16 protein-coding genes, 1 tRNA gene, 2 pseudogenes and 1 riboswitch are annotated in these 26,566 nt (G+C 73.6%); of the genes and pseudogenes, 8 read left to right on the top strand and 11 right to left on the bottom strand.

Annotated elements, in window-relative coordinates; all coding sequences use genetic code 11:
* Positions 1–42 precede the first annotated feature (42 nt).
* Positions 43–1,260 (top strand): annotated as a pseudogene (locus ACWIX7_RS02815) (IS256 family transposase).
* Positions 1,261–1,704: 444 nt separating this feature from the next.
* Here the strand turns inward: ACWIX7_RS02815 and ACWIX7_RS02810 are convergent.
* Positions 1,705–4,296, bottom strand: a complete 2,592-nt coding sequence (locus ACWIX7_RS02810) for an nSTAND1 domain-containing NTPase (protein WP_448620103.1) — start codon at positions 4,294–4,296, stop codon at positions 1,705–1,707.
* Positions 4,297–5,163: 867 nt separating this feature from the next.
* Here ACWIX7_RS02810 and ACWIX7_RS02805 point away from each other — a divergent pair.
* The gene (locus tag ACWIX7_RS02805; protein ID WP_448620102.1) at positions 5,164–5,643 is read left to right on the top strand and encodes a hypothetical protein; all 480 of its coding nucleotides are present in this window, start codon (positions 5,164–5,166) and stop codon (positions 5,641–5,643) included.
* A gap of 11 nt (positions 5,644–5,654) precedes the next feature.
* On the opposite strand, the pseudogene ACWIX7_RS02800 reads toward ACWIX7_RS02805, so the two are convergent.
* A pseudogene (locus ACWIX7_RS02800) lies at positions 5,655–6,485 on the bottom strand (IS5 family transposase).
* Between the two features lie 1,710 nt (positions 6,486–8,195).
* Between ACWIX7_RS02800 and ACWIX7_RS02795 the strand changes: the two are divergent.
* Complete coding sequence (locus ACWIX7_RS02795; RefSeq protein ID WP_448620101.1) at positions 8,196–11,693, top strand: NB-ARC domain-containing protein; 3,498 nt, start codon at positions 8,196–8,198, stop codon at positions 11,691–11,693.
* Between the two features lie 247 nt (positions 11,694–11,940).
* Here ACWIX7_RS02795 and ACWIX7_RS02790 read toward each other — a convergent pair.
* Together ACWIX7_RS02790 and pstS are read right to left on the bottom strand one after the other, a co-directional pair.
* Positions 11,941–12,014: transfer RNA gene (locus ACWIX7_RS02790), tRNA-Ile, on the bottom strand.
* A 34-nt stretch (positions 12,015–12,048) separates the two neighbouring features.
* Positions 12,049–13,149: a phosphate ABC transporter substrate-binding protein PstS gene (pstS, locus tag ACWIX7_RS02785; protein ID WP_448620100.1), complete on the bottom strand. Its 1,101-nt coding sequence runs from the start codon at positions 13,147–13,149 to the stop codon at positions 12,049–12,051.
* Between the two features lie 466 nt (positions 13,150–13,615).
* Positions 13,616–13,766: riboswitch (cyclic di-AMP (ydaO/yuaA leader) on the top strand.
* 11 nt (positions 13,767–13,777) lie between these two features.
* Between pstS and ACWIX7_RS02780 the strand changes: the two genes are divergently transcribed.
* Complete coding sequence (locus ACWIX7_RS02780; protein WP_448620099.1) at positions 13,778–14,995, top strand: M23 family metallopeptidase; 1,218 nt, start codon at positions 13,778–13,780, stop codon at positions 14,993–14,995.
* A 138-nt stretch (positions 14,996–15,133) separates the two neighbouring features.
* Here the strand turns inward: ACWIX7_RS02780 and ACWIX7_RS02775 are convergent, their stop codons facing one another.
* On the bottom strand, positions 15,134–16,042 hold the full coding sequence (locus ACWIX7_RS02775; protein ID WP_448620098.1) for a maleylpyruvate isomerase N-terminal domain-containing protein: 909 nt from the start codon (positions 16,040–16,042) through the stop codon (positions 15,134–15,136).
* A gap of 123 nt (positions 16,043–16,165) precedes the next feature.
* Here ACWIX7_RS02775 and ACWIX7_RS02770 point away from each other — a divergent pair, with 123 nt between their 5' ends.
* Together ACWIX7_RS02770 and ACWIX7_RS02765 are read left to right on the top strand one after the other, a co-directional pair.
* On the top strand, positions 16,166–17,278 hold the full coding sequence (locus ACWIX7_RS02770; RefSeq protein WP_448620097.1) for a diguanylate cyclase: 1,113 nt from the start codon (positions 16,166–16,168) through the stop codon (positions 17,276–17,278).
* Between the two features lie 364 nt (positions 17,279–17,642).
* Positions 17,643–18,143 carry a DUF3145 domain-containing protein gene (locus ACWIX7_RS02765; protein WP_012949536.1) on the top strand — a complete coding sequence of 167 codons (501 nt, stop codon included), beginning with the start codon at positions 17,643–17,645 and terminating at the stop codon, positions 18,141–18,143.
* A 232-nt stretch (positions 18,144–18,375) separates the two neighbouring features.
* On the opposite strand, the gene ACWIX7_RS02760 is transcribed toward ACWIX7_RS02765, so the two are convergent.
* The 6 genes from ACWIX7_RS02760 to ACWIX7_RS02735 all read right to left on the bottom strand — a co-directional run bounded on the left by ACWIX7_RS02760 (position 18,376) and on the right by ACWIX7_RS02735 (position 25,224).
* Entirely contained in the window at positions 18,376–19,788 is a 1,413-nt protein-coding gene (locus ACWIX7_RS02760; protein WP_448620096.1) for an acyl-CoA carboxylase subunit beta, read from the bottom strand.
* 137 nt (positions 19,789–19,925) lie between these two features.
* Entirely contained in the window at positions 19,926–21,167 is a 1,242-nt protein-coding gene (locus ACWIX7_RS02755) for a beta-ketoacyl-[acyl-carrier-protein] synthase family protein (RefSeq protein WP_448620095.1), read from the bottom strand.
* A 134-nt stretch (positions 21,168–21,301) separates the two neighbouring features.
* Positions 21,302–21,541, bottom strand: a complete 240-nt coding sequence (locus tag ACWIX7_RS02750) for an acyl carrier protein (RefSeq protein ID WP_012949533.1) — start codon at positions 21,539–21,541, stop codon at positions 21,302–21,304.
* A 76-nt stretch (positions 21,542–21,617) separates the two neighbouring features.
* Complete coding sequence (locus ACWIX7_RS02745) at positions 21,618–22,586, bottom strand: beta-ketoacyl-ACP synthase III (RefSeq protein ID WP_448620094.1); 969 nt, start codon at positions 22,584–22,586, stop codon at positions 21,618–21,620.
* Complete coding sequence (locus tag ACWIX7_RS02740) at positions 22,583–23,794, bottom strand: acyltransferase domain-containing protein (RefSeq protein WP_448620093.1); 1,212 nt, start codon at positions 23,792–23,794, stop codon at positions 22,583–22,585. Before ACWIX7_RS02740 ends, ACWIX7_RS02745 begins: the two co-directional genes overlap by 4 nt.
* Before the next feature lie 251 nt (positions 23,795–24,045).
* Positions 24,046–25,224: a PucR family transcriptional regulator gene (locus ACWIX7_RS02735; RefSeq protein WP_448620092.1), complete on the bottom strand. Its 1,179-nt coding sequence runs from the start codon at positions 25,222–25,224 to the stop codon at positions 24,046–24,048.
* 138 nt (positions 25,225–25,362) lie between these two features.
* On the opposite strand from ACWIX7_RS02735, the gene ACWIX7_RS02730 reads away from it, so the two are divergent.
* A complete protein-coding gene (locus ACWIX7_RS02730) occupies positions 25,363–26,013 on the top strand; it encodes a phosphatase PAP2 family protein (RefSeq protein ID WP_448620091.1) in 651 nt (216 codons plus the stop codon).
* Positions 26,010–26,555, top strand: a complete 546-nt coding sequence (locus ACWIX7_RS02725) for a pirin family protein (protein ID WP_448620090.1) — start codon at positions 26,010–26,012, stop codon at positions 26,553–26,555. The genes ACWIX7_RS02730 and ACWIX7_RS02725 overlap by 4 nt, the downstream gene beginning before the upstream one ends.
* The last annotated feature ends 11 nt before the right edge of the window (positions 26,556–26,566 follow it).

Genomic DNA, 26,566 nt, shown 5'->3' with positions numbered 1-26,566 from the left:
CTGCGTGTTCCCGCCAAGGTTCACTCAGAGAAGGGCCACGCGATGGCCCTGGATCAGTCTGCCCTGCTTGACCTCCTCGAGGCACTCAAAGCCGCCGAGGTTGACGACCGCATCCGCACCGCCACCGAGGCGCTCTACCAGGCGTTGATCGACGCGGAGCTGACCGCCACGATCGGCGCCGGCCCGCACGAGCGCACCGAGACCCGCACCGCCCAGCGCAACGGGTCCCGGCCCCGCACGTTGACCACGACCGCCGGGGATCTGGAGCTGCGGATCCCGAAGCTGCGCACCGGTCCGTTCTTCCCCTCGCTGCTGGAGCGCCGGCGGCGGATCGATCAGGCGCTGTTCGCGGTGGTGATGGAGGCCTATCTGCACGGGGTGAGCACCCGCAAGGTCGACGAGCTGGTGCGGGCCCTGGGCGCGGACACCGGCATCTCCAAGTCCGAAGTCAGTCGGATCTGCGTGGACCTGGATGCCGAGGTGGCCGCCTTCCGCGACCGCAGCCTGGCCGAGCAGGCCTTCCCCTAGTGTTCCTGGACGCGACCTACGGCAAGGCGCGGGTCAACCGCCGGGTGGTCTCCCAGGCGGTGGTGATCGCCACCGGGGTGGCCGCCGACGGGCACCGTGAAGTGCTCGGCTTCGCCGTGGGCGACAGCGAGGACGGCGCGTTTCTGGACCGCGTTCCTGCGCTCGCTCAAGGCCCGCGGGCTGGCCGGCACCCAGCTGGTCATCTCCGACGCCCACACCGGGCTGACGGCCGCGATCGCCGCGGTGCTGCTCGGCGCCAGTTGGCAGCGCTGCCGGGTGCACTTCATGCGCAACGTGCTCGCCCGGGTGCCGAAGGGCAACGCCGAGATGGTCGCCGCGGCGATCCGCACGATCTTCGCCCAGCCCGACGCCGAACACGTGCGCTCCCAGCTCGACGTCGTCGCCGGCATGCTCGGCCGGCAGTCCCCCCAGGTCGAAGCGATGCTGCGGGAGGCCGCCGACGACCTGCTGGCCTTCACCGCCTTTCCGATCGCGCACTGGAAGAAGATCTGGTCGACCAATCCGCTGGAACGGCTGAACAAGGAGATCAAGCGCCGCACCGACGTCGTCGGCGTCTTCCCCAACCCCGAGGCCCTCCTTCGGCTGGCCGGTGCCGTGCTGGCCGAGGCCCACGACGAATGGCAGGTGAGCGACCGCCGCTACCTCGCCGAAGGCTCCATGGCCCAACTCAACCGACCCACCCAGCCGAGGAGGTGGCGCAGCCGGCACTGATGGCGTCATAGTCACCCCACCGCTGACCGACACGGTGAGGACCACTTCCACCACTCAGCGGGACGTCACCCTGAGCGCGCGGCCCGCCGGTGCGGTCCTCACCCCGCGCCGGCCCGGCGGAAGAACCTGCTGCCGGTCCCACCCGCCCTCGCCGCCGCTCACGAGGCCGAACGCCAAGCCCACGCCACCAAGCGCATCCGCGTCGAGCACGGCATCAGCCACCTGAAGGACTGGCGAGCCCTATCTCGCCACCTCGGCCGACGCGAGCACCTCGACCCATCCTGCCCGCGGTCGCCGGACTCGTCTCCAGTCAGGAACGAGCACTGCGAACTACCCAGCTCCACCGCCAACCGAAAGCTCTACCGGCCGACATTGCCAGCTGATCGAACCCGCCCTGACCAGGTCAACGACCGCCCGCCGCCAACCATGCACGAGGTCTAAGCGTTAAGTTGAGTATTGGGCCACTGGAGCATCGGTTGGTGCGTCTTGGCCGCTAGGCAGGTCGGGACAGGTGCGCTCGTATGGAATGTCTGGCAGCAACTGGTTCCATTCGGCCATGGACAGGTTGCGGTTAACCAGTTGGCAGCCGACCTCTACCCAAGAGTTGAAAAACGGATCCCATAGCCGCGCCGTGGAGTCTTCGCTGGCGGTGGCCAGCAGCCGCCCGTCCGGGCTGAACGTCACCCCGAGCACCCAATTGGTGTGGCCGGTGAGTGGGGTGCCGTGGGGTTGGCCGGTGGCCACGTTCCACAGCCGCGCCGTCTGATCGAAGCTGGCGGTGGCCAGCAGGGACCCGTCCGGGCTGAACGCCACCGCGTACACCACATCGGTGTGGCCGGTCAGTGGGGTGCCGTGGGGTTGGCCGGTGGTCATGTTCCACAACCGCACCGTCCGATCGGTGCTGGCGGTGGCCAGCAGCCGTCCGTCCGGGCTGAACGCCACCCCGTACACGTCGTCGGTGTGGCCGGTGAGTGGCCGTGATGCGTGGGTGACTCGGGCCAGCCCCGTTATGAGCCCGGCCGAGGGCTCGGGTGAGTGGTCGCGGGCCAGGCTGAGGCTTTGCAGGCCAGCCAGGATCGCCACATCCGGCCGGGTGTCGGCCAGCTGCTCCGCCTCCCCGGCAAGCTCCCGGGATTGTGCCTGCCGGGTCTGTGCCTGGGCTGTCTGGCTCGACTTCACGGCCAGCCCCCCGGCCACCAGGGAAGCGATCAGCAGGAGTGCAAGGCCGCCGGCGAGGATGCGCAAGCGTCGGTTAGAGCGGCGGGTCGCCTCCAGCTCGCGGGTCGCCAATCCTCGGCTGGCCTCCAGAAACTCTTGTTCGAGGGGGCCGAGTTCTCCGGGGTGCTGGTGCGCCCACTGATCGATGGTGGCTAGCCGTCCGCCGCGCAGCAGGTATGCGTCATCGCGCTGGCCGTGCTGCCAGTCGGCGGCCAGCCGTTCGAGCTCCGAGCGCAGCCGCAGCAGGCTCCGGTCGGCCTCGATCGCATCGCGCAGCGGGGGCCACTGCCGCAGCAGCGCCTCGTGCGCGACCTCCACCACGGCCTCTTCGCCGGGATCGTGGTCGCTGACCAGAAGGGAGGCGTCGACGAAGGCGTCCACCACTACCTGCTCGTCGGCGGTGAACGCGCTGCGACGCGCCCGTCGGCGGGTCGGCTGCTCATCGCCGGTGACCGTGGCCAGCCGGGTCAGCGTGGGCAGCACCCGCTGGCCCAGGCCGCGCCGGTCCAGCTCCTCGGCCAGCTGGTTGGCACGGTGCCGCAATGCGCCGATGACCCCGCCGACGGCCTCGTACTCGGTTTCGGTGATGGTGCCCTCACGTCCGGCCCGCTGGCAGAGCTCGTGCAGGGTGTAGCCCAGCAGCGGCAGCGCGTCCCCGCCGGCGGTGTCCTCCACCATCCGCTCGACCAGCCCAGGGGCGAGCTCCAGGCCGGCCCGCTGCGCGGGGCGGGCGATCACCTCGGACAGCCGGTTCCGGCTCAGCGGCTCGATGATCAGCGGATCGTCCACCGCCTCAGCGAATCCGGCGCGGTCGGGGGCGGTGCTGAGGAACTCCGAGCGGACCGTGGCCACCGCCCACACCGGGCTGTCCTGGTTCAACGCCCCCCTCAGCAGCTCAAGGAAGGCCTGCTGCTCGCGGGCGCCGGCGCGGGTCAGCAGCTCCTCGGCCTGATCGACGACGATCAGCACACCGGGCCGGCCGGCACCGTTGCCGGCGAGGTCGGCCAGCTGGCCGGCTAGCTCTACCAGCGCGGCCGGGCCCCGTATCAGCGCCGCGGCCACCTCCTCGGCGGGGCGCGGGCTGCCGTGAGCGGTAAATGCTCGGGCCAGGCTGCCGGCCAGAGTGGCGGTGGGCTGCCGGCCGGGCCGCAGTGGTGGCACCACCACCCAGCGGTCGGGCATTCGGGCCAGCCGCGGCAGCAGCCCGGCGTGCAGCAACGAGGACTTGACGCTGCCCGATGGGCCGACCACAGCCACGAATCGGCCCGGGCCGCGCTGCAGGGTCGGGGTCAGCAGCTCCGCCAGCCGGTGCGTCTCCGGCTTGCGGCCGAAGAACACCGCGGCGTCCTCCGGGGCGAACGGGACCAGGCCCGGATACGGCGAGCGGTCTGGATCCCAGGCGAAGGAGTCGGCTGGATCCAGCCCGGCCGAGCGCAGCCCGGCCAGCAGCCGGGCCAACCCCGGCCCGGGGTCGGTCAGGTCGGTCAGGTCGGTCCACTGCACGTCGGTTAACAGCGGCAACTCCACCCCGGCCTGTAGGCGCAGCGGAAACACCAGCCGACCCAGCGACCGGGCCAGGCTCAGCTCGGCGAAACACCATCGCGAGGCCACCGACGCCGGACTGGCCAGGAACACCGCCGCGTCGGTGCGGCGCAGCTGCGCGTACAGCTCCCGTTCCCAGTTGCGGCCGGCGGGGATGCCCTGTTCGGGGTCGAAGTCGACGAACAGCGCGGCGAAGCCCCCGGCCCGCAGCCGCGCCACCACCAGCTCAGTGAAAGCTCGGTCCCGGCTGCTGTGGCTAATGAATACCGAGGCCATCGGCCCGCCCCTTTTCCTGGCGCGTCGCCGCGGTCACCTCGACCTCGCACGGCGAGGCAGCCCCGGGGAATGAACAGCTAACTCCCCATCGGAGGCAGTCAACAAGGGTGTAGATACAAACCCTCGATGGATGGTGAGTCTTCGGGGCAGGGCAGAGGCTATTGGTCGTGCTCACCGGCGATCAGGGGTGCGGGGGAGCAGGTGTGGGGAGCGGTCGAGGCTGTGGCCGTTGCGGTCGTAGTGGCGGGTGGTGCGGGGGTCGGCGTGGATGAGGGCGGCTTGCAGGGGGTGCCGACGGTGAGGGCTTTGGTGGCGCCGGCATTTCCATCCGTTGCAGAAGCGCTGTGCAGGAGTCTTTCCTCTGTTCTGATTCTCGATTCGCAGGTAGGAGGCCTGTTGTGGGGCGGGTGGGGCTCGAACCCACGACCCAGGGATTATGAGTGCTCACGCAGTGTGCGCTGTGCTCACCTGCATCGCTGCACGTCAGCGTGGAGCGTCAGACGTCGAATACTCGGGTCTTCGTCCCGGTCCGTGATGGGCTGCTCATGTCACCGACCGTCACTCCTCAGGCCGGCGAATCAGGAGTGCTCATTGAGCCGACCCGGTTGGCGCTGGGTGACGGAGGATCCACGAGGCATCGGCTCAGCCATCGCCCTCGGGGTGGCCGGGTGCGGCCACCTGGTGGCGGTCCACTACCACAGTCGCCGGGCGAGTCCCGGTCGCGACCGGACATGGTGCACGTCTCTATGTGCTACCACCCGGGCGCACGCAGATAGCGCCGAGACCACGCACGGCCGGCTGGACAGCCGTGCCGGGCCGGTGCTAGGACGGTGCCCGTCCTGCCGCCCGCGAGCTGTGCCGCCACGAGTGAGGGAGGGGATCAAGGCTGGCCATGGGGCGACGAATCCGCTACAGCGCCAGGAGGCGATGGCCTTGAGGAAACGTCTTGTAGCAATTCCGGCGGTCGCGGCATTCGCCACCACCACGGCGACCGCGGTCTTGCTCGCGCCTGCGGCGGCGGCGGGAACGGTGCCTGTCGTCACTACGACCTGTCCTAAAACGCTCACCGTCGCCACGTTCGAGCCAGGGGAAGAGGTGTCAGGCAACGCGACCGTGACCTCACGGGATGGGGCAGATCTGGGAAACCAGGATGAGGGGCTCTTCCTTCTCGAGGAAGGCACGTCCAGGCCGTTCACCCTGGCGGTGCATCTGGGCGCCAAGACCGACGTGAGCCAGACCTTCTCCTTCACCGCCACGGGGACCTCGCTGAGCGCTTGCCTGCTTGCAACGACTCATGGTGGTGGTGAAGAGAACATCGGCACCGTGTGGACGAACGTGACGACTTAGAAGTCGTTGCATTAGTTCGGCGGTAGGCGTCGGGCGCAGATGAGGATGACGGCCAGGCGGACCAGTGCGGTGATCGTTGTGGCGGTGCGGTCGTAGCGCAGAGCCAGGCGTTTGTAGGACAGCAGCCAGCCGAGAGTGCGCTCGACCACCCAGCGGTGCCGGCCGAGCCGGGTGCTGGAGTCGACGCCGATGCGGGCGATTCGGGCGGTGATGCCGCGGCGGCGCAGGTAACGCCGCACCCGCGGATTGTCATAGCCTTTGTCGCCGTGCAGCTTCACCGGGCGCCGGCGGGGATGGCCGCGGCCGCCGCGCTTGATCGCCGGCATGCCGTCGAGGATGGGCTCGACGAAGAGGCTGTCGTGTCGGTTGGCGGCCGAGACCAGCACGTTGAGCGGCAGGCCGTGGGCGTCGACGAGCAGGTGGTACAAGCTGGGAGGCCTTGCCTCGGTCGGTCGGGTTGGGGCCGGTCAGCTCGCCCCCCTTTTCGCCCGGACGCTGACCGAGTCCAGGCTGGCCCGGGACCAGTCCAGCGCACCTTGCTCCCCGAGGCGGTCGAGCACGGTTTGGTGGACGCGGTCGAACACGCCGGCCTCGGCCCACTCGTGCATCCGCCGCCAGCAGGTCCAGCCCGAGCCGTAGCCCAGCTCGGTCGGCAGCTTGGTCCAGCCGATGCCGGTGGACAGCACGAAGGCGATGCCCTCGAGCACGTCCCGGTCGCAGACCCGGGGCCGGCCGGTGCGGCCGTGCACCGCCGGGGGCTGCGGTGGGATCAACGGCTCGAACAGCGCCCACAGCTCATCGCTGATCATCCGAGGCGGCGGGGAAGACGCCCGTGACGACATGGTTGGCAGCCTGCGCCGTGCCGTCAGAGGGAACAGAGCCCGAGGACCTACTTCTGCAACGTCTCCTTAGGGTCAGGGGTGCACTTCGAGTCGCCCTGCGTGGAACGCTGAGCCGACAGCGTGATAAGGCCCGCAGGGCGGAGGTACCGACCTACGGGTCCGAGTGGTGGGGCGGGTGGGGCTCGAACCCACGACCCAGGGATTATGAGTCAGGTAGCCCGCGTGTCGGCGATGCTCAGTCCTGACCGGTCGTCTCCGTTTCTCCATGTCAGATGCCCGTTGGAGTCCGCGCCCGTTCGTAGCTGGCCCCCGGTCGCTTGCGGATTCGTGCTCACTTCGTGCCCACAAGGAGCCGGTCCGGCTCTGCGCGTGTTTGTCGGGCTGGCGAAGGGCGCTTCGCCAGGGCCGGGGCAACGCCTGATCCCGGCGTGGGCCTAGCTGGCCCAGTCCTGCGCCGTTCGTAGTCAGACGCCGGGCGGTCGAGCGCAACCCGACCTCGCCGGTCGGATCGCCGCCGCCGAGCGGGCGGTGAACGACGTGCTCGCCGCCCCTGAGCAGCCGCCGCCGACACCGCCACCGACCCGGACGAGGCGCTGATGTTCGCGTCCGCGCTTGGCATCGCCGAGGCTGGCCGACCCGCGGACTGGACGCCGGCCGACCCGCGGTCGGGGCGGCCTGCTGCGCGCTCGGATCGGAGCCACCGCCTTTTGGTCGACGGGCAACGACCCGGCCGGAGCGCACTGCAGGGCACGTCCGCGCGCCGAGGAGAGGTGCGCCCGGCAGCTCCCGCTGCTCGGACCGGTGCCGCTGCTTGCCGCGATGCATCTCGGGCTTGCCCCGACGACTCAGCCCGCACGTGGCTCGACGATCGAGCCTGGGTGGGGCCGACCCGGTGTGTCCCCTCAACCCGCTTCTGCCCGCGTCACTCAAGCGCGCCGTGATGCGAGACGACGAATTGCCGCCCGAACGCGCGACCGGCCTGGTCGTGGACGCATAGACCACAAGGCTGCCGTGCGGCGGAAACCTGGCCGGGCTCGCCTTTCACCACAGGCCCGGACCTCCGTATGCGCCGCAAGCGGTGCTCGTCCCGGATCTCCTCGCCGACGCCGCGGTGACCATGGTGACCGCCAGCTGACGCCGTGGATCTCGCGGTTGGGCGCGCGCACCCAATAACGAGGAGCGCGCCTTCTACGCCGCCCCGGTGCAGAACCCGCTGTGGGTGCTCGGCCGCCCGACCACAGACCGGCGGATGGGTGGCCGGCGACGGCGGATTCGTGGTGGACGTCGAGCTCACGTACGCCGTGCCGCCCCTGCACCACGCCGATGAGGCGCTCGACGGGCTGGTCGCGTCCTGGGTCGAAGCAGAAACTCCCGTCCGCGCTGGAGAGAGCGGACGACCCCCGCGGCCGCTGAGGCGCCGAGTTCATCCGCTGCTGCGCCGAGCCTCAGCCCAGCCGCCGCGGCCGCGCCACGGCGGACACCTCTTGCGCTGGTTAGCTATTCTCCCCACCGACGAGGTCGTGTGGCGATTATGACGACCTTCGCCCAACCGCCGAGGCGGTGTGGCGATTCGGTCTCGGAGAGGTCGTCGCAGATGAGGCCCGGATAGCCGACGAAGTCCCTCGGGCCGCTGGGGGATCCATGGCGGCAGCCGTACCGAATCAGCGGCGGCTCGTCCTACGGTTCGGGTGCGCATTATCGGGAGGCGCCATGCGACGAATCCTGCGCCTGCTGTGGTGGCGGGTACAGCACGCAAACGACAAGCTCCTAGGCGCTGGAATCGTGCTGGCGTTGGCAGCGGCCGCGGGAGTGGCACTCAACGTGAGCGGAGCGAACGTGCCGGTGCTCACGGCGACGTTCACACGATGGATCACCGGTCTACTGGGTGCACTTCTCATCGGGCTGGGCCTAGTGGTCGGCGTGGAACCCCCGCCGGCGGCCCGCCTCGGTGGCCAGCGTGGGGCGTGGCCGAAGCTGCCGATACATCACGTGCCGCGGCCGGAGCTAGTGCAGCGGCTGCGGCAGATGCTGCTCGGCAGGGATGATGGCGAGCCGCGCCGAGTGTGGGTGTGGGGTATGGGCGGCAGCGGCAAGTCAGTGCTGGCGGCCGAGTTGGGCGGCGATTCCGCGGTGCGCCGCCGCTTCCCCGATGGCCTGGCGTGGCTGCGGTTGGACCCGCCCACCGGTGATGTCGCGGACCGGAAGGCTGCGCTAGTCCAGAAACAGCAGGAGCTACTCGGGCTGGTGGCCATGCTGGCCGTGAACAGTAGTACTACGGGCGACAGCCTCAGTGTGGAGCAGGGACGGAGTCGGCTGGCCGAGTCGCTGCGCGGTCGCCGGTTTCTGCTGGTTCTCGACAACGTGTGGACGCCCGACGACGTGTACGCGTTTGACGTGCTGGACGACCGGGGGCTGTTGGTGTTAACCACGCGCTTCGCTGGGCTCGTCGATCCGGCGGCCGCGGTGGAGGTGGCGGAGCTGACCGACGAGCAGGCGCTTGCGATGGCGGCCGGTTGGGCCGGCGTCGCTGCGGACGCGCTGCCCGTGGAGGCAACGGACACGCTGCGGTTGGTCGGTAACCTCGCACTAGGCGTGGCGACTGTGGCCGCGCAGGGGAAGGGCGACGGGCGCCGGTGGGCGGAGCTGACCGAGCGGCTGCGTGAGGCTGACCTCGCCGCGATTAAGCTGGCGTTTCCCGACTACCCATTCCCATCGCTGCTAGCCGCTCTGCAGTTGGGGCTGGACTACCTGGACCCTTCGGACCGAAAGCGTTACCGGGAGCTAGCCGTGTTCGCCGGCCGAGGTCCCATGCCCCGCTCGGCAGTCGAGGCATTGTGGGCAGCCTACGCAGCAAAGGTCGGGGATCTGCTGGCCACCTTCAAGGCGCGCGCACTCCTGTCCTACGAACCTGATATCGATCGGGTCGACTTACATGACCTGCAGTTCCAGGTCGCCCAGCACGATTTAGGCCAGAAACAACTGCCCGCGGCGCACCAGAAGCTGCTGGACGGTTACGCTGCCCGTTGCCCACGCGGGTGGCCGTCTGGCCCGGATGACGGCTACTTCTTTCCGCATCTAGCCGAGCACCTGGCCGCGGCCGGATGGCAAGAAGAGCTAGCCCGACTGCTACTCGACATCGAATGGATGCGGGCACGACTGATCGCGGGCGGGATCACTGGACTGCTTGCCGACTACATCCAATTGCCGGGCGACTCCGACCTGGCGTTGATTCAAACCACGCTCCGGTTGTCCGCCCACGTGCTGGCCGCGGATGTCGATCAGCTGCCGGCCCAGCTGGCCGGGCGCACCGTCGGCCGGCAAGAGGAGGTCCTGGTCCGGCTGCATACCGCCGCGCAGGCCTGGTCCGATCACGCATGGCTGGAGCCACTGCGGCCTACCCTTGCCCAGCCTGGCGAAGGCCTCCATCAAACTCTCGCCGGCCACGACGGTCTGGTGGCGGGGGTGGCGGTCAGCGCCGACGGCGGAACCGCGGTCAGCGGCGGGCGAGACGGCACGGTGCGGGTGTGGGATCTGCGCGGCCGCGCTGCCCCGCGGGTGCTCACCGGCCACGACGCTTCAGTGGCGGGGGTGGCGGTCAGCGCGGACGGGGCGACCGCGGTCAGCGGCGGGTTCGACGGCACGGTGCGGGTGTGGGATCTGCGCGGCCGCGCCGCCCCCGGCGTGCTCGCCGGCCACGACGGTCCGGTGGTGGCGGTGGCGGTCAGCGCCGACGGCGGAACCGCGGTCAGCGGCGGGCGAGACGGCACGCTGCGGGTGTGGGATCTGCGCGGCCGCGCTGCCCCGCGGGTGCTCACCGGCCACGACGCTTCAGTGGCGGGGGTGGCGGTCAGCGCGGACGGGACGACCGCGGTCAGCGGCGGGCACGACGGCACGGTGCGGGTGTGGGAGCTGCGCGACCCCGCAGATCCGCGGGTGCTCGCCGGCCACGACGGTCCGGTGGTGGCGGTGGCGGTCAGCGCCGACGGCGGAACCGCGGTCAGCGGCGGGCGAGACGGCACGCTGCGGGTGTGGGATCTGCGGGATGGCGCAGATCCGCAGGTGCTCACCGGCCACGACGCTTCGGTGGCGGGGGTGGCGGTCAGCGCGGACGGGACGACCGCGGTCAGCGGCGGGCACGACCGCACGGTACGCGTGTGGGAGCTGCGCGACCCCGCAGATCCGCGGGTGCTCGCCGGCCACGACGGTCTGGTGGCGGGGGTGGCGGTCAGTGCCGACGGGACGACCGCGGTCAGCGGCGGGCGAGACGGCACGCTGCGGGTGTGGGACTTGCGCGGCCGCGCCGCCCCGCGGGTGCTCACCGGCCACAGCGCTCGGGTGAAGGGGGTGGCGGTCAGCGCGGACGGGACGACCGCGGTCAGCGGCGGGTTCGACGGCACGGTGCTGGTATGGGATCTGCGCGGCCGCGCCGCCCCACGGGTGCTCACCGGCCACGACGCTCCGGTGGTGGCGGTGGCGGTCAGCGCGGACGGGACGACCGCGGTCAGCGGCGGGTTCGACGGCACGGTGCTGGTGTGGGATCTGCGCGACTACGTCGCCCCGCGGGTGCTCACTAGCCACAGCATCCGGGTGAACGCGGTGGCGGTCAGCGCCGACGGCGTGACCGTATTTGAAACGGGGAGTGACGTCAGCGGCGGGGGAAATGGCACGGTGCGGGTGTGGGATCTGCGCGGCCGCGCCGCCCCCGGCGTGCTCAGCGGCCACGACGGTCCGGTGCTGGCGGTGGCGGTCAGCGCCGACGGCGGAACCGCGGTCAGCGGCGGGCGAGACGGCACGCTGCGGGTGTGGGATCTGCGGGATGGCGCAGATCCGCAGGTGCTCACCGGTCACAGCGCCGGAGTGGTGGCGGTGGCGGTCAGTGCCGACGGGACGACCGCGGTCGGCGGCGGGCACGACGGCACGGTGCGGGTGTGGGATCTGCGCGACCCCGCAGATCCGCGGGTGCTCGCCGGCCACGACGGTCCGGTGGCGGGGGTGGCGGTCAGTGCCGACGGGGCGACCGCGGTCAGCGGCGGGCACGACCGCACGGTGCGGGTGTGGGATTTGATCGGCAGGCGGGAGCCGGTGCAGTGGGTGGCCGACGCGAGCGTGTCGGCCGTTGCCTTGGCCGCGGGGACCATCGTCGCCGGCGATGCGACCGGGCAGGTCCATGCCCTCCGGCTGCACGCGGCTCCAGCGGTGCACGTGTAGGCCGTTGGGATCATCAGCTCGACGTCACCCGTTGTGTCGCGAGGGAGCGCCGCGGTTGACGGTGGGCACGCGAGGCCGAGCCGGCCGGCAACAGATGCCGCCGTCGTGTGAGTGGTGCTCCGCGGCGCTGGTACCCCTTGCTCACCGTGCGCCCACCCACGCCGATGTGCCCACCTCGTGCCCACCTGTGGGCCGTGTGGACGCCGGCGGGCCCGCCCGGAAGGACGAAACCGCAGGTCAGGATCGGTGGGGCGGGTGGGGCTCGAACCCACGACCCAGGGATTATGAGTCCCATGCTCTGACCGGCTGAGCTACCGCCCCGCGGTGTCCAGCCTGCCAGATGTGCGGACCGGCCTCAGGGTGCGGTGCTGATCGCGTCGATCGCCGTCCGCGCTTCCTCGCGCAGCGCGGCGGAGATCGGCGCGGAGCCGGCCACCTCGGCGGCCGCGGCCTGGCCATCCTCGCTCGTCACGTACGTCATGAAGTCCGCGACCAGCTCGGCGGTCCGCGGGTCCTCGTACGCGATGCAGCCCAGGTGGTAGCTGACCAGGACGATCGGGTAGCTGCCGGACTCGGCCGTCGTCCGCTCGAGCTCCAGGGCCAAGTCGTACGGACCGCGGCCGGGCAGCGGCTCGGACCCCTCCACGACGGCGGCCGCGGCCTCGGGCGTCGGCGGGACGAACTCGCCGCCGACGCCGATGCGGGCCACGCCCAGGTCGCCGGCCTGGGAGAGGTCGGCGTAGCCGACGGTCCCCTCGCCGCCGGCGACGGCGGCGATAACGCCGGAGTTGCCTTGGGCCGACTCGCCGCCCTCCACCGGCCACTCGCCGTCGGGCTCGAACGGCCAGTCCCCGGGGGCCGCGGCAGCCAGGTACTCGGTGAAGTTCTCCGTGGTCCCGGACTCGTCGGAACGGTTGACCGGGGTGATCGCCAGGGCGGGCAGCGCGACGCCGGGGTTGTCCGCGGCGATCGCCGGGTCGTCCCAGCGGGTGACCTGCCCGGCGAAGACGCGGGCCAGCGTCGTGGGGGAGAGGGCGAGGTCCTCGACGCCGGGCAGGTTGTGCACCACCGCGATCGGTGAGATGTAGTTCGGCAGCTCGAACACCTCGCCGCCGCAGCGCTGCTGTGCCGCGACGAACTCCTCCTCGTCGAGCGGCGCGTCCGAGCCGGCGAAGTCGATGCCACCGGCGACGAACTGCTCCCGGCCGCCGCCGGAGCCGACCGGGTCATAGTCCACGGTGACGCCCGGCTGGACAGCCGAGTACCCGGCAGTCCACCCCTGCATCGCCGCCTGCTGGCTGCTCGCGCCGGCGCCCACGAGGGAGCCGCTGAGGTCACCGGCGGCCACCGCGCCCTGGCCTCGCTCGTTCGGGGGCACGTACTGCGACAGCGCCACCGCTGCGCCGGCCACCGCGGCGACCCCGACGGCAGCGGCGACCTTCCTCCGGGCCGACACCCGCGTCCTCCCGCCATCCGGCCCCGCGCTCCGCGCCGGGCGTCCGGACACGACCCTAGGCGTCGCTCCCGGCCCGGACCGATCGGCACCCGGAGGCGCCATTACACGGCTTCCGCCTCCGGCGCCGAGGGCTGTGGACGACGCCCGGACGGCGTCCACAGCCCCCCGATCGGGTGGTCTCGTGGGCGACATCACAGCGGACGCGGGGTGTGCGGGCCGGTCGGGGCGGGAATCCGCGTCATTCCGGCGTTCGTGCTGGTCATCTCGCGCGCCACACCCGCACCACCGGTCACCGCTCCGCGGTCGCACGCTGACGCCGCGTAGTGGAGACGGTGCTCTGAGGGCAAGCCGGCACCCCGGCTCCGTTACCCGATCGTGACCCGAGGCGCGGATCCGTGTAGGTTCCCCGACGGCCCTGCCGGGCTCAGCCCCTCGGGAACCGGGGGCCTCGGCACGGCCCCGCCGAACCGCCGACGTCCCGACCCGGGGCCGAGGCGGACCGGGGACCCACCGAACTCCTGGGGTGAGTCCTGCATGCGCACGTGCTGCGCAGGCAGGTAGGGCGCCGTCCGGCCCGAACCCGTCAGCTAACTCGGTAGGCGGTCGCGAGGATGGGAGAACCGTCGCCTTGGCGACCCTGCACCGCCTGAACACCGTGGTCCGCTGCGCCGCGTCACCCCGCAGCCGCTCGCGTGCTCCGCGCCGGGCCGTCCTCGTCGCCGCCGCGGTGGTCGGGCTCCTGGCCGGCACCCCCGTCGTCGCCGGCGCCGCGCCCGCCCCCGCCTCAGAGCAGGCCGCGCTCGAGGAGCAGGTCAAGGCCATCGAGGAGCAGGTCGAGGCCGCGGAGGAGCAGCTCCAGCGGATGACCGTGGAGGCCGAGGCCGCCGCCGACGCCGCCCTCGTCGCCCGTGCCCAGCTGGCCCAGGGCCAGGCCGAGGCCGAGCGGACCGCCGCCGAGCTGGCCGCCGCCCAGGCCGACGTCGCCGGGGCCGAGGAGGACATCGCCGAGCTCAGCCGCGAGGCCTACATGGGCGCCGACAACCGCTATGGCGACCTCGAGATGGTGCTCGACGCGAAGAGCCCCACCGAGCTGCTGCAGCAGGCCGCGACCATGGAGGTCATCGGCGACCACCGCGCCGACCGGCTGCAGGCGTTCCTCACCGTCCAGGCGCGGGTCGAGGAGGCCGACCGCGCCGCCCGCGCCGCCGTCGCACAGCTCGGCGAGCTCGCCCGCAGGGCCGACGAGGCCGAGCGGGCCGCCAACGAGCACCTCGCGCGCGCCCAGGCCGACTACGACGCCCGCGCGGCGGAGAAGGCCCGTCTCGACGAGGAGCTCCGCCTGGCCGGCGAGCGGCTGCTCGCCGCCCAGGGCGCCGCCGACGCTGCGGCCGCGTGGAGCGCCCGCCAGGCGCAGCAGCAGCAGAGCCTGGCCAGCGCGTCGAGCACGTCCGGCATGCCGACCGCCGGCCGGGTGACCTCCTGCTACGGCCCCCGCTGGGGGACCATGCACCAGGGCGTCGACATCGCCGCCCCCATCGGCACCCCGATCCACGTGCCCGAGGACGGCGTCGTCCTGCAGGCCGGCGCGGCCAGCGGCTTCGGTCAGGCCGTCTACGTCCAGCACGGCGACGGGCAGATCACCCTCTACGGGCACGTGAACCAGTTCTACGTCGGCGCCGGTCAGGTCGTGAACGCCGGGGACCACATCGCCGACGTCGGCAACAAGGGCCAGTCCACCGGGCCGCATCTCCACTTCGAGGTGCACCAGGGCGGGCTCTACGCCAGCCGGGTCAACCCGATGCCGTGGCTCCAGTCGCACGGCATCGCGCTGGGCGGCTCCTGCTGAGGAAGGACCCCGTCCTCCTCTCGAAGGACCCCCTTGCCACCCGCCACTCGCACGCTCGCGGCGGGACCCTGCGAGGGGGCCGCAGGAGCTCGCGGCGAGCCTCTGGACGGGGCCTGGTGTGGGCCTGGGGGCCCTCCTTCAGCGGCGGCCGCGCAGCCGGCCGAGCAGCCCACCCACGCCGCCGAGGGTCTGCGCCGCCAGCGCCAGGATCGGACCACCGGGGATGCCCGGCGCCGCCTGCACGATCGGCGCCAGGGCCAGCAGGCCGCCCAGCTCGTGCACCCGCAGCCGGCGCCGGGCCAGCGCCGCCACCGGGTTGACCCGGCCCGAGGCGGCCTCCAGGAGCAGGTCCGCCGGCGCCTCCACCGCGGTGCCGCGGACGTCGCCCGCGGGGGTCCGGCGCACCGTCCAGCCGGAGCCGTCGGCGGCGAAGGCCCAGCCGCCCTCCGGCGTCGCCAGCGTCGCGCCGCCGCTGACGCCCTCGCGGGCCGCCAGCGCGCCGGTCACGTCCGCCAGCGCCGCCAGCCCGGACTGCAGGACCGCGGGCGGGGGAGGAGCCGCGCCGCAGGGCACCAGGTCCAGGCCGTGCACCGCGAGCTCGTAGGCCTGCCCGAGGACGACGCTGAGCAGCGGCAGCCGGCCGACGACGGCCACCGCCGGTGCGGTGTCCAGCTCCGCCGGCTCCTCGGCGAGGTACCGGGCGGTGGCGTCCCGGTTGCGGCGCAGCGCGGCCAGCACCTCCTCCCGGGAGGCGTCCCGGTGCGCGGCGGTCACCCGCGCGTTCGTGGCGTCGACGTCCGGCGGCGTCCCCACCCCGCCGGCCCGCGCCGAGGCGATCAGGTCGGGCAGCGCGGCGTGGTCGTCCCACAGGCCCAGGTGCACGCACACCTCGTGTGCGCGCCAGCCGGGCAGCCGGGTCGCCCGCTCGAGGTCGACGGCCGCCGCCTGCTCGAGGAAGGTGTCCCACGCGCCGAGCACCATCGGCCCGACGGTGCCGCGGCCGGCGTCGGCCATGCCGTGGTGCTGGGTGTCCCCGGTCAGCGCCATGGCCGCCTCCTACCCCGGGGGGACGGCGGCAGGCGTGACGAAGGCCTCGCCGCCGTCCGGGAGCCACCCCATCGGGGGGCGGATCCGGTCAAGGTGGCGTCGCTCCACGTCGATGGTGTGCCCGTGGACGACAGGCCGGTGGTGGACCGCCGCTCGCCCCGCGGGAGCGGGGGGCGCGGCCGCTGGGCCGTGCTGCGGACCGCGCTCTACCGGCAGCTGGCCGCCGACGACGACCGCGCCGCCTCCTGGGTGCGGCACGTGCGCCTGGGGGTCTGGCTCACCGAGGCCTCCGCCCTGGCCGTCGTGGGGTACGCGCTCCTGACCCCCGGCACCGTGACGCGCACCGCCGTCCTCCTGGGCCTGGCCGGCACGGCGTTCCTGGGCGCGCCGCTGCTGCTCGTCCTGCCCGTCGCGAAGATGGTCCGCGACCGCCGCGGCAGCCTGTTGTTCTACGGCTGGAGCTTCGCGGTCACCGGTCTGGTCGTGTTCGGCGCCCGGGTGGACGGCGGGGCGGACAGCCCGCTGTACGCGCTGCTGTTCATCACCCTCGGCTTCCTGGCCGTGGCCTACCCGCCGTGGGGCGTCGTCGCGATGGGCGCCGTCATGACCGGGGCCTACCTGGTCTGCGTCGCCGGCGGCGACCTGGACTCCTCGGCGTCCTTCATCGCGGTCGTCATGGCCACCTACACCGTGCTGTGCGCGATGGCCTCGGCCAACCAGTGGGAGTCCTACGACCGCCAGCAGCTGCTGCTGCGCACCTCCGAGGTGCTCGCCGCCACCGACCCGCTGACCGGCTGCCTCAACCGCCGGGCATTCCTGGACCGGCTGGACCGCGCCGCGGCCGGCACCGACGAGGGGTGGGTGGTCTGCCTGGTGGACCTGGACGGCTTCAAGGGCGTCAACGACCGCAGCGGCCACGCCGCCGGGGACGCCGTCCTGCGGGCGGTCACCGCCGCGCTGGGCGGCGTGGTGCGGGAGACCGACACGGTGGCCCGGCTCGGCGGCGACGAGTTCGCCGTCCTCGCGGAGGTCGACCCCGGCGGGAGCGAGGCCCTGGCCGCTCGGTTGCGGGACGCCGTGGCCCGGATCGGTGCCGGCGTCGGCGTCACCGCGAGCGTCGGCGTCACCGACGTCCGGCCCGGCGACGAGGGGCACGAGGTCCTCGGCCGCGCCGACCAGGCCATGTACCGGGCCAAGGGCGCCGGCGGCAACCGGGTCACCGTGCTCGCCCCCTGAACCGACGCGGGTCCCTCGCCCGGATCGCAGCTACCGAGCGTGAGCGGATTCCGGCACGAACCCGTTCGTACCGTGACCTCCTGTGGACCCGCGGGGGAGATCCTGTGGACGGCGTGTGGGGTGGCGGTGGATCAGGGATCGTCGGCCGGACCGCGCCAGTACGCCACTGACCAGCACGTAGGCGCTGAGCGCAGAACCATCCCGTCACACCGGACGCAACTGTCCCGTCCGCACTGGCGCGATCGGGTGGCCATCGTGCACACTGTCACCAGGACCCCGGGTCCGAGATCGCCGAACACAGCCTGTCACCGAATCGATCGTCCGTTGGGGAAGACGAGACCGATCGAGTCGATGGAGGTGCCCCGTGCAGCGACGGTCTACCCAGGGTGTCGTCTTCGTGCACGCGTGCCCGAAGGCGCTCTGCCAGCACGTCGAGTGGGCGCTCGAGCGCGTCATCGGCGCGCCGGTCTCCCTGTCGTGGGCCGACCAGCCCGCGGCGCACGGTTCCTACCGTGCCGAGGTCGCCTGGACCGGTGCTCCCGGTACGGGTGCCAAGCTCGTCGCTGCGCTCCGCGCGTGGCCGATGCTGCGCTTCGAGGTCACCGAAGAGGCCAGCTACGGCAACGACGGTGAGCGCATGTCGTACGTGCCCGGCCACGGCGTCTTCCGCGCGCCCACGAGCGCCAACGGCGACCTCGTCGTCAGCGAGCAGCAGCTGCGCAACCTCGCGGCCCACGCCACCTCCATCGAGGCGTTCCGCCACGGCGTCGACGAGCTGCTCGGCGCCGCCTGGGACGCCGACCTCGAGGTCTACCGGCACGCGGGCGACGGCAGCCCGGTCACCTGGCTGCACCAGGTGGTCTAGGCCCTGGTGCAGGGGCCCGGCACGAGCTTGCGAGTGGTGGGGGGCACCGGGGTCCTTCCACCTTCGACTTCATCACGAACCGGCCACGACGGGGCGGCGCCCCCGAACCTCTCGTCGTAGGCTCAGACCGGTCGTCCGGACGTCGTCGGGGAAGCGGCGTCCGGACGACCAGCACCCGCTCCACGACCGGGCCCGGCACCTCCGCGGAGGTGCCGGGCCCGGTCGCGTGCGCTCACAGCGGGATGTTGCCGTGCGCCCCGCGGCCGGACGGCGCCGCCGCCAGGGCGGCCACCAGCCGCCGCCTGGTCCGCGCGGGGTCGACCACCTCGTCGACCACGCCGATCTGCAGGGCCCGGTTCACGCCACCGGCGATCCGCTCGTGCTCCGCGGCCAGCTGCGCGTGCAGCGCCTCGCGCTCGCCGGGCGGGACGGCGGCCAGCTTCTTGCGGTGCAGGATGCCGACGGCGGCCTTGGCGCCCATGACCGCGACCTCGGCCCCCGGCCAGGCGAACACCGCCGTGGCGCCGAGCGAGCGGGCGTTCATCGCGATGTAGGCCCCGCCGTAGGACTTGCGGGTCACCAGCGTCACCCGGGGCACCACCGCCTCGGCGAAGGCGTGCAGCAGCTTCGCGCCCCGGCGGACCACGCCGTCCCACTCCTGGCCGACGCCGGGCAGGTAACCGGGGACGTCGACCAGCACGACCAGCGGGACGCCGAAGGCGTCGCACATGCGCACGAAGCGGGCCGCCTTCTCCGCCGAGGCCGAGTCCAGGCAGCCGCCCAGCCGCAGGGGGTTGTTGGCGATCACGCCGACCGTGCGGCCGGCCAGCCGGCCCAGCGCGGTGACGATGTTGGGCGCCCAGCGCGGGTGCAGCTCCAGCGCCGGGCCGTCGAGGACGGCGGCCACGAGCGGCTTGACGTCGTAGGCGCGGTTGGCCCGCTCGGGCAGCAGCGCCCCGAGGTCGGCGTCCGGCTCACCCTCGGCCGGGGCGAAGGAGCCCTGTGCGGCCAGCAGGTCGACGGCCTGCCGGGCGGTCCCCAGCGCCGCCTGCTCGGAGTCGGTCACCACGTGCACGACGCCGCTGCGCCGGCCGTGGGTGTCCGGCCCCCCGAGGCTCTCCATGTCGACGTCCTCGCCGGTGACCGAGCGGACGACGTCCGGGCCCGTGACGAACACCCGGCCGGCCGGGCCCATGATCACCAGGTCGGTGAGCGCCGGGCCGTACGCCGCGCCGCCGGCGGCCGGGCCGAGGACCACCGAGATCTGCGGGACGCGCCCGGAGGCCCGCACCATCGCCTCGAAGACCTCGCCGACCGCGTGCAGCGCCGTGACGCCCTCGGCCAGCCGGGCGCCGCCGGAGTGCCAGACGCCGACGACCGGCATGCGCTCGCGCAGGGCGGTGTCGATGGTGTCGACGATGTGCCGGCACCCGTCGACGCCCATGGCGCCGCCCATCACTGTGGCGTCGGTGCAGAAGGCGACCGCCCGGGTGCCCGACACCGTGCCTCGGGCCGCCACCACACCGGAGGTGTCGCGGGGCGCCAGCAGGGACATCGAGCCGGTGTCGAAGAACCGCGCCAGGCGGTCCTCGGGGTCGCGCGGGTCCGGGGCGACGGCGGGGGGAACGGCTTGGAGCGTGCTCACGGGACCTCCACGGGCCGGACGCGGCGTGCGGGGACGGCCCGGGCGGGCACGCGGCCGGCCCAGGCGGTTGTGCTGGCCCCACTGCAGGGCCCCGCCGCGAGCTCGCGAGTGGTGGGGCCCTGCAGCGGGGTCCGCTCTCAGGCGGTGGTGAACACCAGCGCGATGTTGTGGCCGCCGAAGCCGAAGGAGTCGTTGACCGCGGCGGTGAGGGACGCCTTGCGCGGCTCCCGCCGGACGATGTCGAGGGCCTGCACGGCCGGGTCGTCGTCGGGGTCGTCGAGGTTGGCCGTCGCCGGGACGATCTGCTCGCGCAGCGCGAGGATCGTGAAGACCGACTCCAGCGCCCCGGCCGCGCCGAGCAGGTGGCCGGTCTGGCTCTTCGTCGCCGTCACCAGGGCGTGCTCGCCGATGGTGCTGCGGATGGCCGCGGCCTCCGCGGTGTCACCGACCGGTGTGGAGGTGGCGTGCGCGTTGACGTGGCCGATGTCGGTGGGGGCCAGCCCGGCGTCGCGGACGGCGGCGGCGATCGCCCGGCCGGCGCCCTCGCCCTCGGGGTGCGGCGCGACCAGGTCGTAGCCGTCAGCGGTGCCGCCGGCGCCGGCCAGCCGGGCGTGGATGCGCGCGCCACGGGCGCGGGCCGCGTCGCCGCGCTCGAGCACCAGCGCGGCCGCGCCCTCGCCGAGCACGAAGCCGTCGCGGGCCTTGTCGAACGGGCGGGAGGCGCGGCCGGGCTCGTCGTTGCGGGTGCTCATCGCGCGCATCGCCGCGAAGCCGGCCATCGGTAGCGGGTGCACGCAGGCCTCCGCGCCGCCGACCAGCACGACGTCCGCGCGGTCGAAGCGCAGCAGGTCCAGGCCCCAGCGGATCGCCTCGGCGCCGGAGGCGCAGGCGCTCACGGGGGCGTGCACGCCGCCCCTGGCGCCGATGGCCAGCCCGACCGCGGCGGCCGGGCCGTTGGGCATGAGCATCGGGATGGTGAAGGGCGAGACCCGCTTGGGGCCCTTCTCCTCCAGGATGTCGTCCTGGCCGAGCAGGGTCAGCGCACCGCCGATGCCGGTGCCGAAGACGACGGCGACCCGCTCCGGGGCGACGCCTGCGTCGGCGGCCCCGGAGTCGCGCCAGGCCTCCTCGGCGGCGACCGCGGCCACCTGCTGGCTGCGGTCCAGGCGGCGGGCGCGGACGCGGTCGAGCTGCCCGGCCGGGTCGGCGGCCAGCCGGGCGACGAGCTGGGCTGGGAAGTCCTTGACCCAGTCGTCGGTGATCCGGCTGACCCCCGACCGCCCGGCCAGCAGCGCGTCCCACGTGCTGGCGACGTCGCTCCCGAGCGGCGTGGTGGCACCGAGACCGGTGACGACGACGTCGCCGACGGACGTGCTCATGACGGGTTCCTCCTGGGACGAGCGATCAGGGGTCAGGCGTGGCCCCGCTGCAGGTGAGAACACCCCATCCTCCTCATCCCTCGCAGGCTCGGGACGAGCCTCGGGACGGGGCCGGCGGGGGCAGCGGGGTCCTCTCAGGCCTTGTTCTTCTGGATGTAGCTCATGGCGTCGCCGACGGTCTTGATGTTGGCCAGCTCGTCGTCGGGGATGGCGACGCCGAACTTGTCCTCGACCGCGGTGGCGATCTCGACCATCGACAGGGAGTCGACGTCGAGGTCCTCGGTGAACGACTTCTCCGGGGTGGCGTCGGCAGGCGCCACGCCCGCGACCTCCTCCAGGATCTCGGCCAGACCGGTCTGGATGTCCTCGCTCACGCGCGGTCCTCTCTCTCGGGTGGGGCGGGGCACTCCCGCCGTCGGGCCCCTGTGGCCCGGGGGTCTGTGGGGCCGGTCAGGGCAGGACGACGACCTGGCCGGCGAAGGTGAGACCGGCCCCGTACCCCAGGATCAGGGCGAGGTCACCGCTCTTGGCCTCCCCGGACTCCAGCAGCGCCGACAGCGCCAGCGGGACGGAGGCCGACGAGGTGTTGCCCGACCGGACGATGTCGCGGGCGATGACGGTGCGCTCGGGCAGCCGGAGGCGCTTGGCCATCAACTCGACGATGCGCAGGTTGGCCTGGTGGGGGGCGAAGACGTCGATGTCCTCGGGGCCGACGCCGGCGCGCTCCATGGCCGTCAGCAGCGTGGCGGTGAGCCGGGTGGTGGCCCAGCGGTACACGGCCTGGCCGGCCATGCTCATCGCCTTCTCGCCCTCGGGGATGGCGATGGCGCTGGACTGGTCGCCGTCGCTGCCCCAGACGACGGGCCCGACGCCGGGGGTGTCCGACGCGCCCAGCACGGCGGCGCCGGCCCCGTCGGCGAAGATCACCGCGGTGGTGCGGTCGGTGAGGTCGGTGTAGTCGGTCAGCCGCTCGCCGCCGATGACCAGGGCGTTGCGCGCCGAGCCGCTGCGGATGGCGTCGGCGGCGGCGCTGAGCGCGTAGCACCAGCCGGCGCACCCGGCGTTGAGGTCGAACGCGCCGGGGCGCTGGGCGCCGAGCCGGTGCGCGACCTCGGGTGCCAGGCCCGGGATCGGCCGCGGCAGGCTGGCCGAGGCGAGCAGCACCAGGTCGACCTCGGAGGCGTCCAGGCCGCTGGCGGCCAGCGCCTTGCCCCCGGCCGCCACGCTCATCTCCAGCAGCGTCTCGTCGGGCTCGGCCCAGCGGCGCTCGGCGATGCCCACGCGCGCCTGGATCCACTCGTCGTTGGTGTCCATGGTCTGCGCGAGCTCGTCGTTGGTGACCCGGCGGCGCGGCCGGTAGCTGCCGAAGCCGAGGATCCGCGCGCCGGGCGCCCCGGTGGTCAGCTGGAGTCCGCTCATGCCTGCACCTCCGGGTAGAGCCGCGCGATCGGGTCGCCGGCGTCGACGAGGTCGCCGTCCTGGACCAGCCACTCGGCGAGGACCCCGTCGTACCCGGCGGAGACGTCGGCCTCCGCACGACGGCTGCGGATCCGGCCCAGCGGCGTACCGGCCGGCAGCTGGGTGCCCTCGGCGATGGCGGCGGGGCTGACCGTGCCGCGCAGGGGGGAGACGACGACCCGCCAGTCGGGCAGGTGGTCGGGCTCGGGGCGGCCGCGCTCGGTCTCGATCAGGGCGCGGGCACGGTCGAGGTCGGCCGGGCTGCTGACCGCGAGCACCTCGACGTCGCTGTCCTTCCACTCGCGCTTGGCCAGGCCGGCCAGCGCGCCGGCGGGGGGCAGCTCGATGACCGCCGAGACGCCGAGGTCGCGCAGAGTGGCCAGGCACGCGTCGAACCGCACCGGGCTGGTGACCTGGCTGACCAGCCGGGACAGCACCTCCTGGCCGCTGGTCACCGCGGCGCCGTCGGCGTTGGAGAGCAGCAGCCGGCTGGGCTCGGCGGGGCGCAGGCCGCCGACGAGGCCCTCGAGCTCGGCGCGCGCAGGGGCCATGTACCGGGTGTGGAAGGCGCCGGCCACCGGCAGCGGCAGGACCCGGGCCCTGGCCGGCGGGGCGGCCTTGAGCGCGGCCAGCCCCTCGAGCGGGCCGGCCGCGACGACCTGCCCGCCGCCGTTCATGTTGGCGGGGGTCAGCCCGTGCTCCTCCAGCGCCGCGGTCACCTCGTCGGGGTCGCCCCCGATGACGGCGGACATGCCGGTCGGCGTCTGCGCGCACGCGGCGGCCATCGCCCGGCCGCGGACGGCGGTCAGCGCGATCGCCGCCTCGACGCTGAGCACCCCGGCCAGCGCGGCCGCGGTGAGCTCGCCGACGCTGTGCCCGGTGATGACGACGTCCCGGCCGGCCTGGGGCGTGTGCGCCACCGGGCCGGGCAGGCCGCCGAGCTCGCGGGCGACGAACAGGCTCATCGCGACGACCAGCGGCTGGGTGACCGCGGTGTCCTTGATGGCCTCGGCGTCGCCGGTGGTGCCCAGCGCGAGCAGGTCGGCGTCGGCGATCGCACCCGCCCAGCGGAAGAAGGACTCTGCGCCGGGCAGCTCGAGCCAGTCGGTGAGCATCCCGGGCTTCTGCGCACCCTGTCCGGGGGCGAGGACGGCCAGCACGTATCTCACCGTTGCAGACATCCCGGCGCCCCGCGGTGGGGAGCGGCACGAAAGGACACCACTGCTCTTTGGAGGGTCTCCACAACAGGACCGGGTTCTCGCGGGGTGTCACCCCCGGTGATGTGGTGGGAACCGCACTGTGCGCTGGTGTGACCTCCTCGTGCAGGGGCCCGCCGTCGGCCCCGTCCGAGGCACCGCGCTGACCCTGCGAGGGGTGGGGAGGGCGGGTCCTTCGACGGCGGGGGCGAGGAGGTCCTCCTTCAGTGCCAGAGCGAGCGGTCCTGGTCGAGGGCGGCGAGGGCGAGGGCGACCTGCACGGTCCAGCCGCCGCGCGGGTCGGTGGTCGAGACCCCGGTGATCTCCGTGGCCCGCTTCAGCCGGTACCGGACGGTGTTGGGGTGCACGAACAGCGCGCGGGCGCTGGCCTCCAGGTTGCCCCCGCTGGCGAGCACCGCGCGCACCGTCTCGAGGACCTCGCCGCCGGCGGCCTGCAGCGGCACCGCGATCCGCTCCTGCAGCGTCGCGCGGGCGGTCGGGTCGCCGTCCAGGGCCCGCTCGGGCAGGAGTGCGTCGGCCGCCACCGGCCGCGGCGCGCCCGGCCAGGCGCGGGCGGCGCGCAGCCCGGCGAGCGCGGCGGCCGCGGAGTCGCCGGCCCGGCCGAGGCCGTCGACGACGGGGCCCATCACCACCGGGCCGGGGCTGAACTCGTCGCTCACCCGCTCGGCCGCGGACTGCAGGTCCGACGACCCGCCCAGGACGACGACCAGCTGGTCGGCGTGCACGCCCACGAGCACCTCGCTGCGCACCTGCCGCGCGGCCCGGCGGGTGGCGCCGTGCACGTCGCCGTCCGACGGCGCCGTGCCGACCAGCACGGTCACCGGGTTCATCCCCGCCCAGCCCAGCGCCGAGGCCCGCCCGGAGAGCTCGTCGGAGCGCTCCCCGCGGACCAGCGCGTCGACCAGCAGGGCCTCCAGGCGGGCGTCCCAGGCACCGCGGCTCTCGGCGAAGCTGGCGTAGACCTGCGCGGTGGCGAAGGCGACCTCGCGGCTGTACTGCAGCACCGCCAGCCGCAGCACGTCGACGTCCCCCGGCTCGGCGACCGTCTCGACGAAGTCGTCCATCACCTCGACGGTCACCCGCACCAGGTCGACGGTGTGCTTGAGCGGCACGACGCGGGCCAGCTCCCGCGGGGCGGCGCCGAAGACCTCGCCGGTCAGCCGCGGCGGGCGGTCCGGGCTGCGGCACCACTCGACGAAGGAGGCCAGCCCGGCCTGGGCGACGAGCATCACCCAGGACCGCTGGTCGGCGGGCATGGTCCGGAACCAGGGCAGCTCGTCGTCCATCCGCGCGACGGCGCGGGTCGACAGCGACCCGGAGGCGCGCTCCAGCCGCCGCAGGGTGGCGGCGGAGGGCGGGCGCCTGCTGACCCGGTCGGACACAGCGGCCAGCGTGGCACGCAGGACGCCGTCGGGGAGAGTGGAGGGGTGGGACGCGAGGGTGTGACACCAGTGGTGCAGCGGGACCCCCGGCGGACGACGGTCCGGCGATCACTGGCGGCGTCCGGCGCGGGGAGCGTGGTGCTGCTCGCCCTGGGCGCCGGGGTGCTGGCCGGCTGGGCGCCGCAGGTCCGGCTCGACGACGCGGTCAGCCGCGCGCTCTACGCCGGCGACGACCGCTCCGTCGCCACCGACGTGCTGCTGGAGGTGCTCACCACCCCCGGCGTCACCTGGTTCCGGGTGGTGGTCTCGCTGCCCGTGCTGTTCTGGCTGGGCACCCGCAGGGCGTGGCGGACGGCGGGCTGGGTGGTCGCGGCCAACGTGCTGGTCGGCCCGGTGACCGCGTTGCTCAAGGAGGCGTTCGGCCGGGTGCGCCCGGCGTTCGAGAACGGCGGCGCCGGCTACGACACCCTGAGTTTCCCGAGCGGTCACTCCTCGGGCATCGCCACGCTCGTGACCATCGCCCTCGTGCTGGCCTGGCCGCGGCTCCCCACCCGACACCGCCGGCTCGCCCTCGCGGCCGGGCTGGCCCTGGTCGTCCTCGTCGGGCTGACCCGGATGTGGCTGGGCGTGCACTTCCTCTCCGACGTCGTCGGCGGCTGGGCGCTGGGGGTGACCTGGACGCTGCTGGTGGCGGTCGCCTTCGACGCCCTGCCCGGCGGCCGCGGCGCGCTCCCACCCCGAGGGACCGTGAGCGGACAGGCGCGTGAGCGAACAGGAGGACCACCGTGACCCTGACCTCCGAGGTCCTGCTGGAGCCCGACGACGGCTCGCTCGGCCCGCTGCTGCGCCTGGCCGACGACCGGCTGGCGCCCGGCACCGGGTACGGGCGGCACCCGCACCGTGCGGTCGACGTCGTCGCGGTGGTGCTGGCCGGCTCGCTGCGGCACGCGTGGGCGAGCGGTGCGGTGCTGACCGCCGGGGACGTCGCCGTCCTCCGCGCCGGCACCGGACTGGAGCACGACGAGGTCGCCGGGGACGGCGGCGCGCACGTCCTGCAGACCTACCTGCGCAGCGCCCGTCCCGGGGACGACGCCGCACACGAGGTGCACCCGAACGCGGACGGCTGGGTGGACCTCGGCCGGCCCGACGCCCGGCTGTGGATCGAGACGGTGGAGGACGGGACGTCGGCGACCGTGCCGCCGGGGCTGCTCGTGCTGGCCGGTCCCGACGGCGTCCGCGTCGAGCAGCAGGCCGGCGGCCCGGTGTCCGGTCCCGCGACCGCGGTGGTCTGGCAGCTGGACGTCACCCGCCCGGCATGGGCCCGCACCTGAACCCTGGGAGA

The organism is Geodermatophilus sp. URMC 65 (assembly GCF_053502545.1).
Note: the sequence above shows the minus strand (reverse complement) of the source record. Positions and strands in the feature narration are given on the sequence as shown.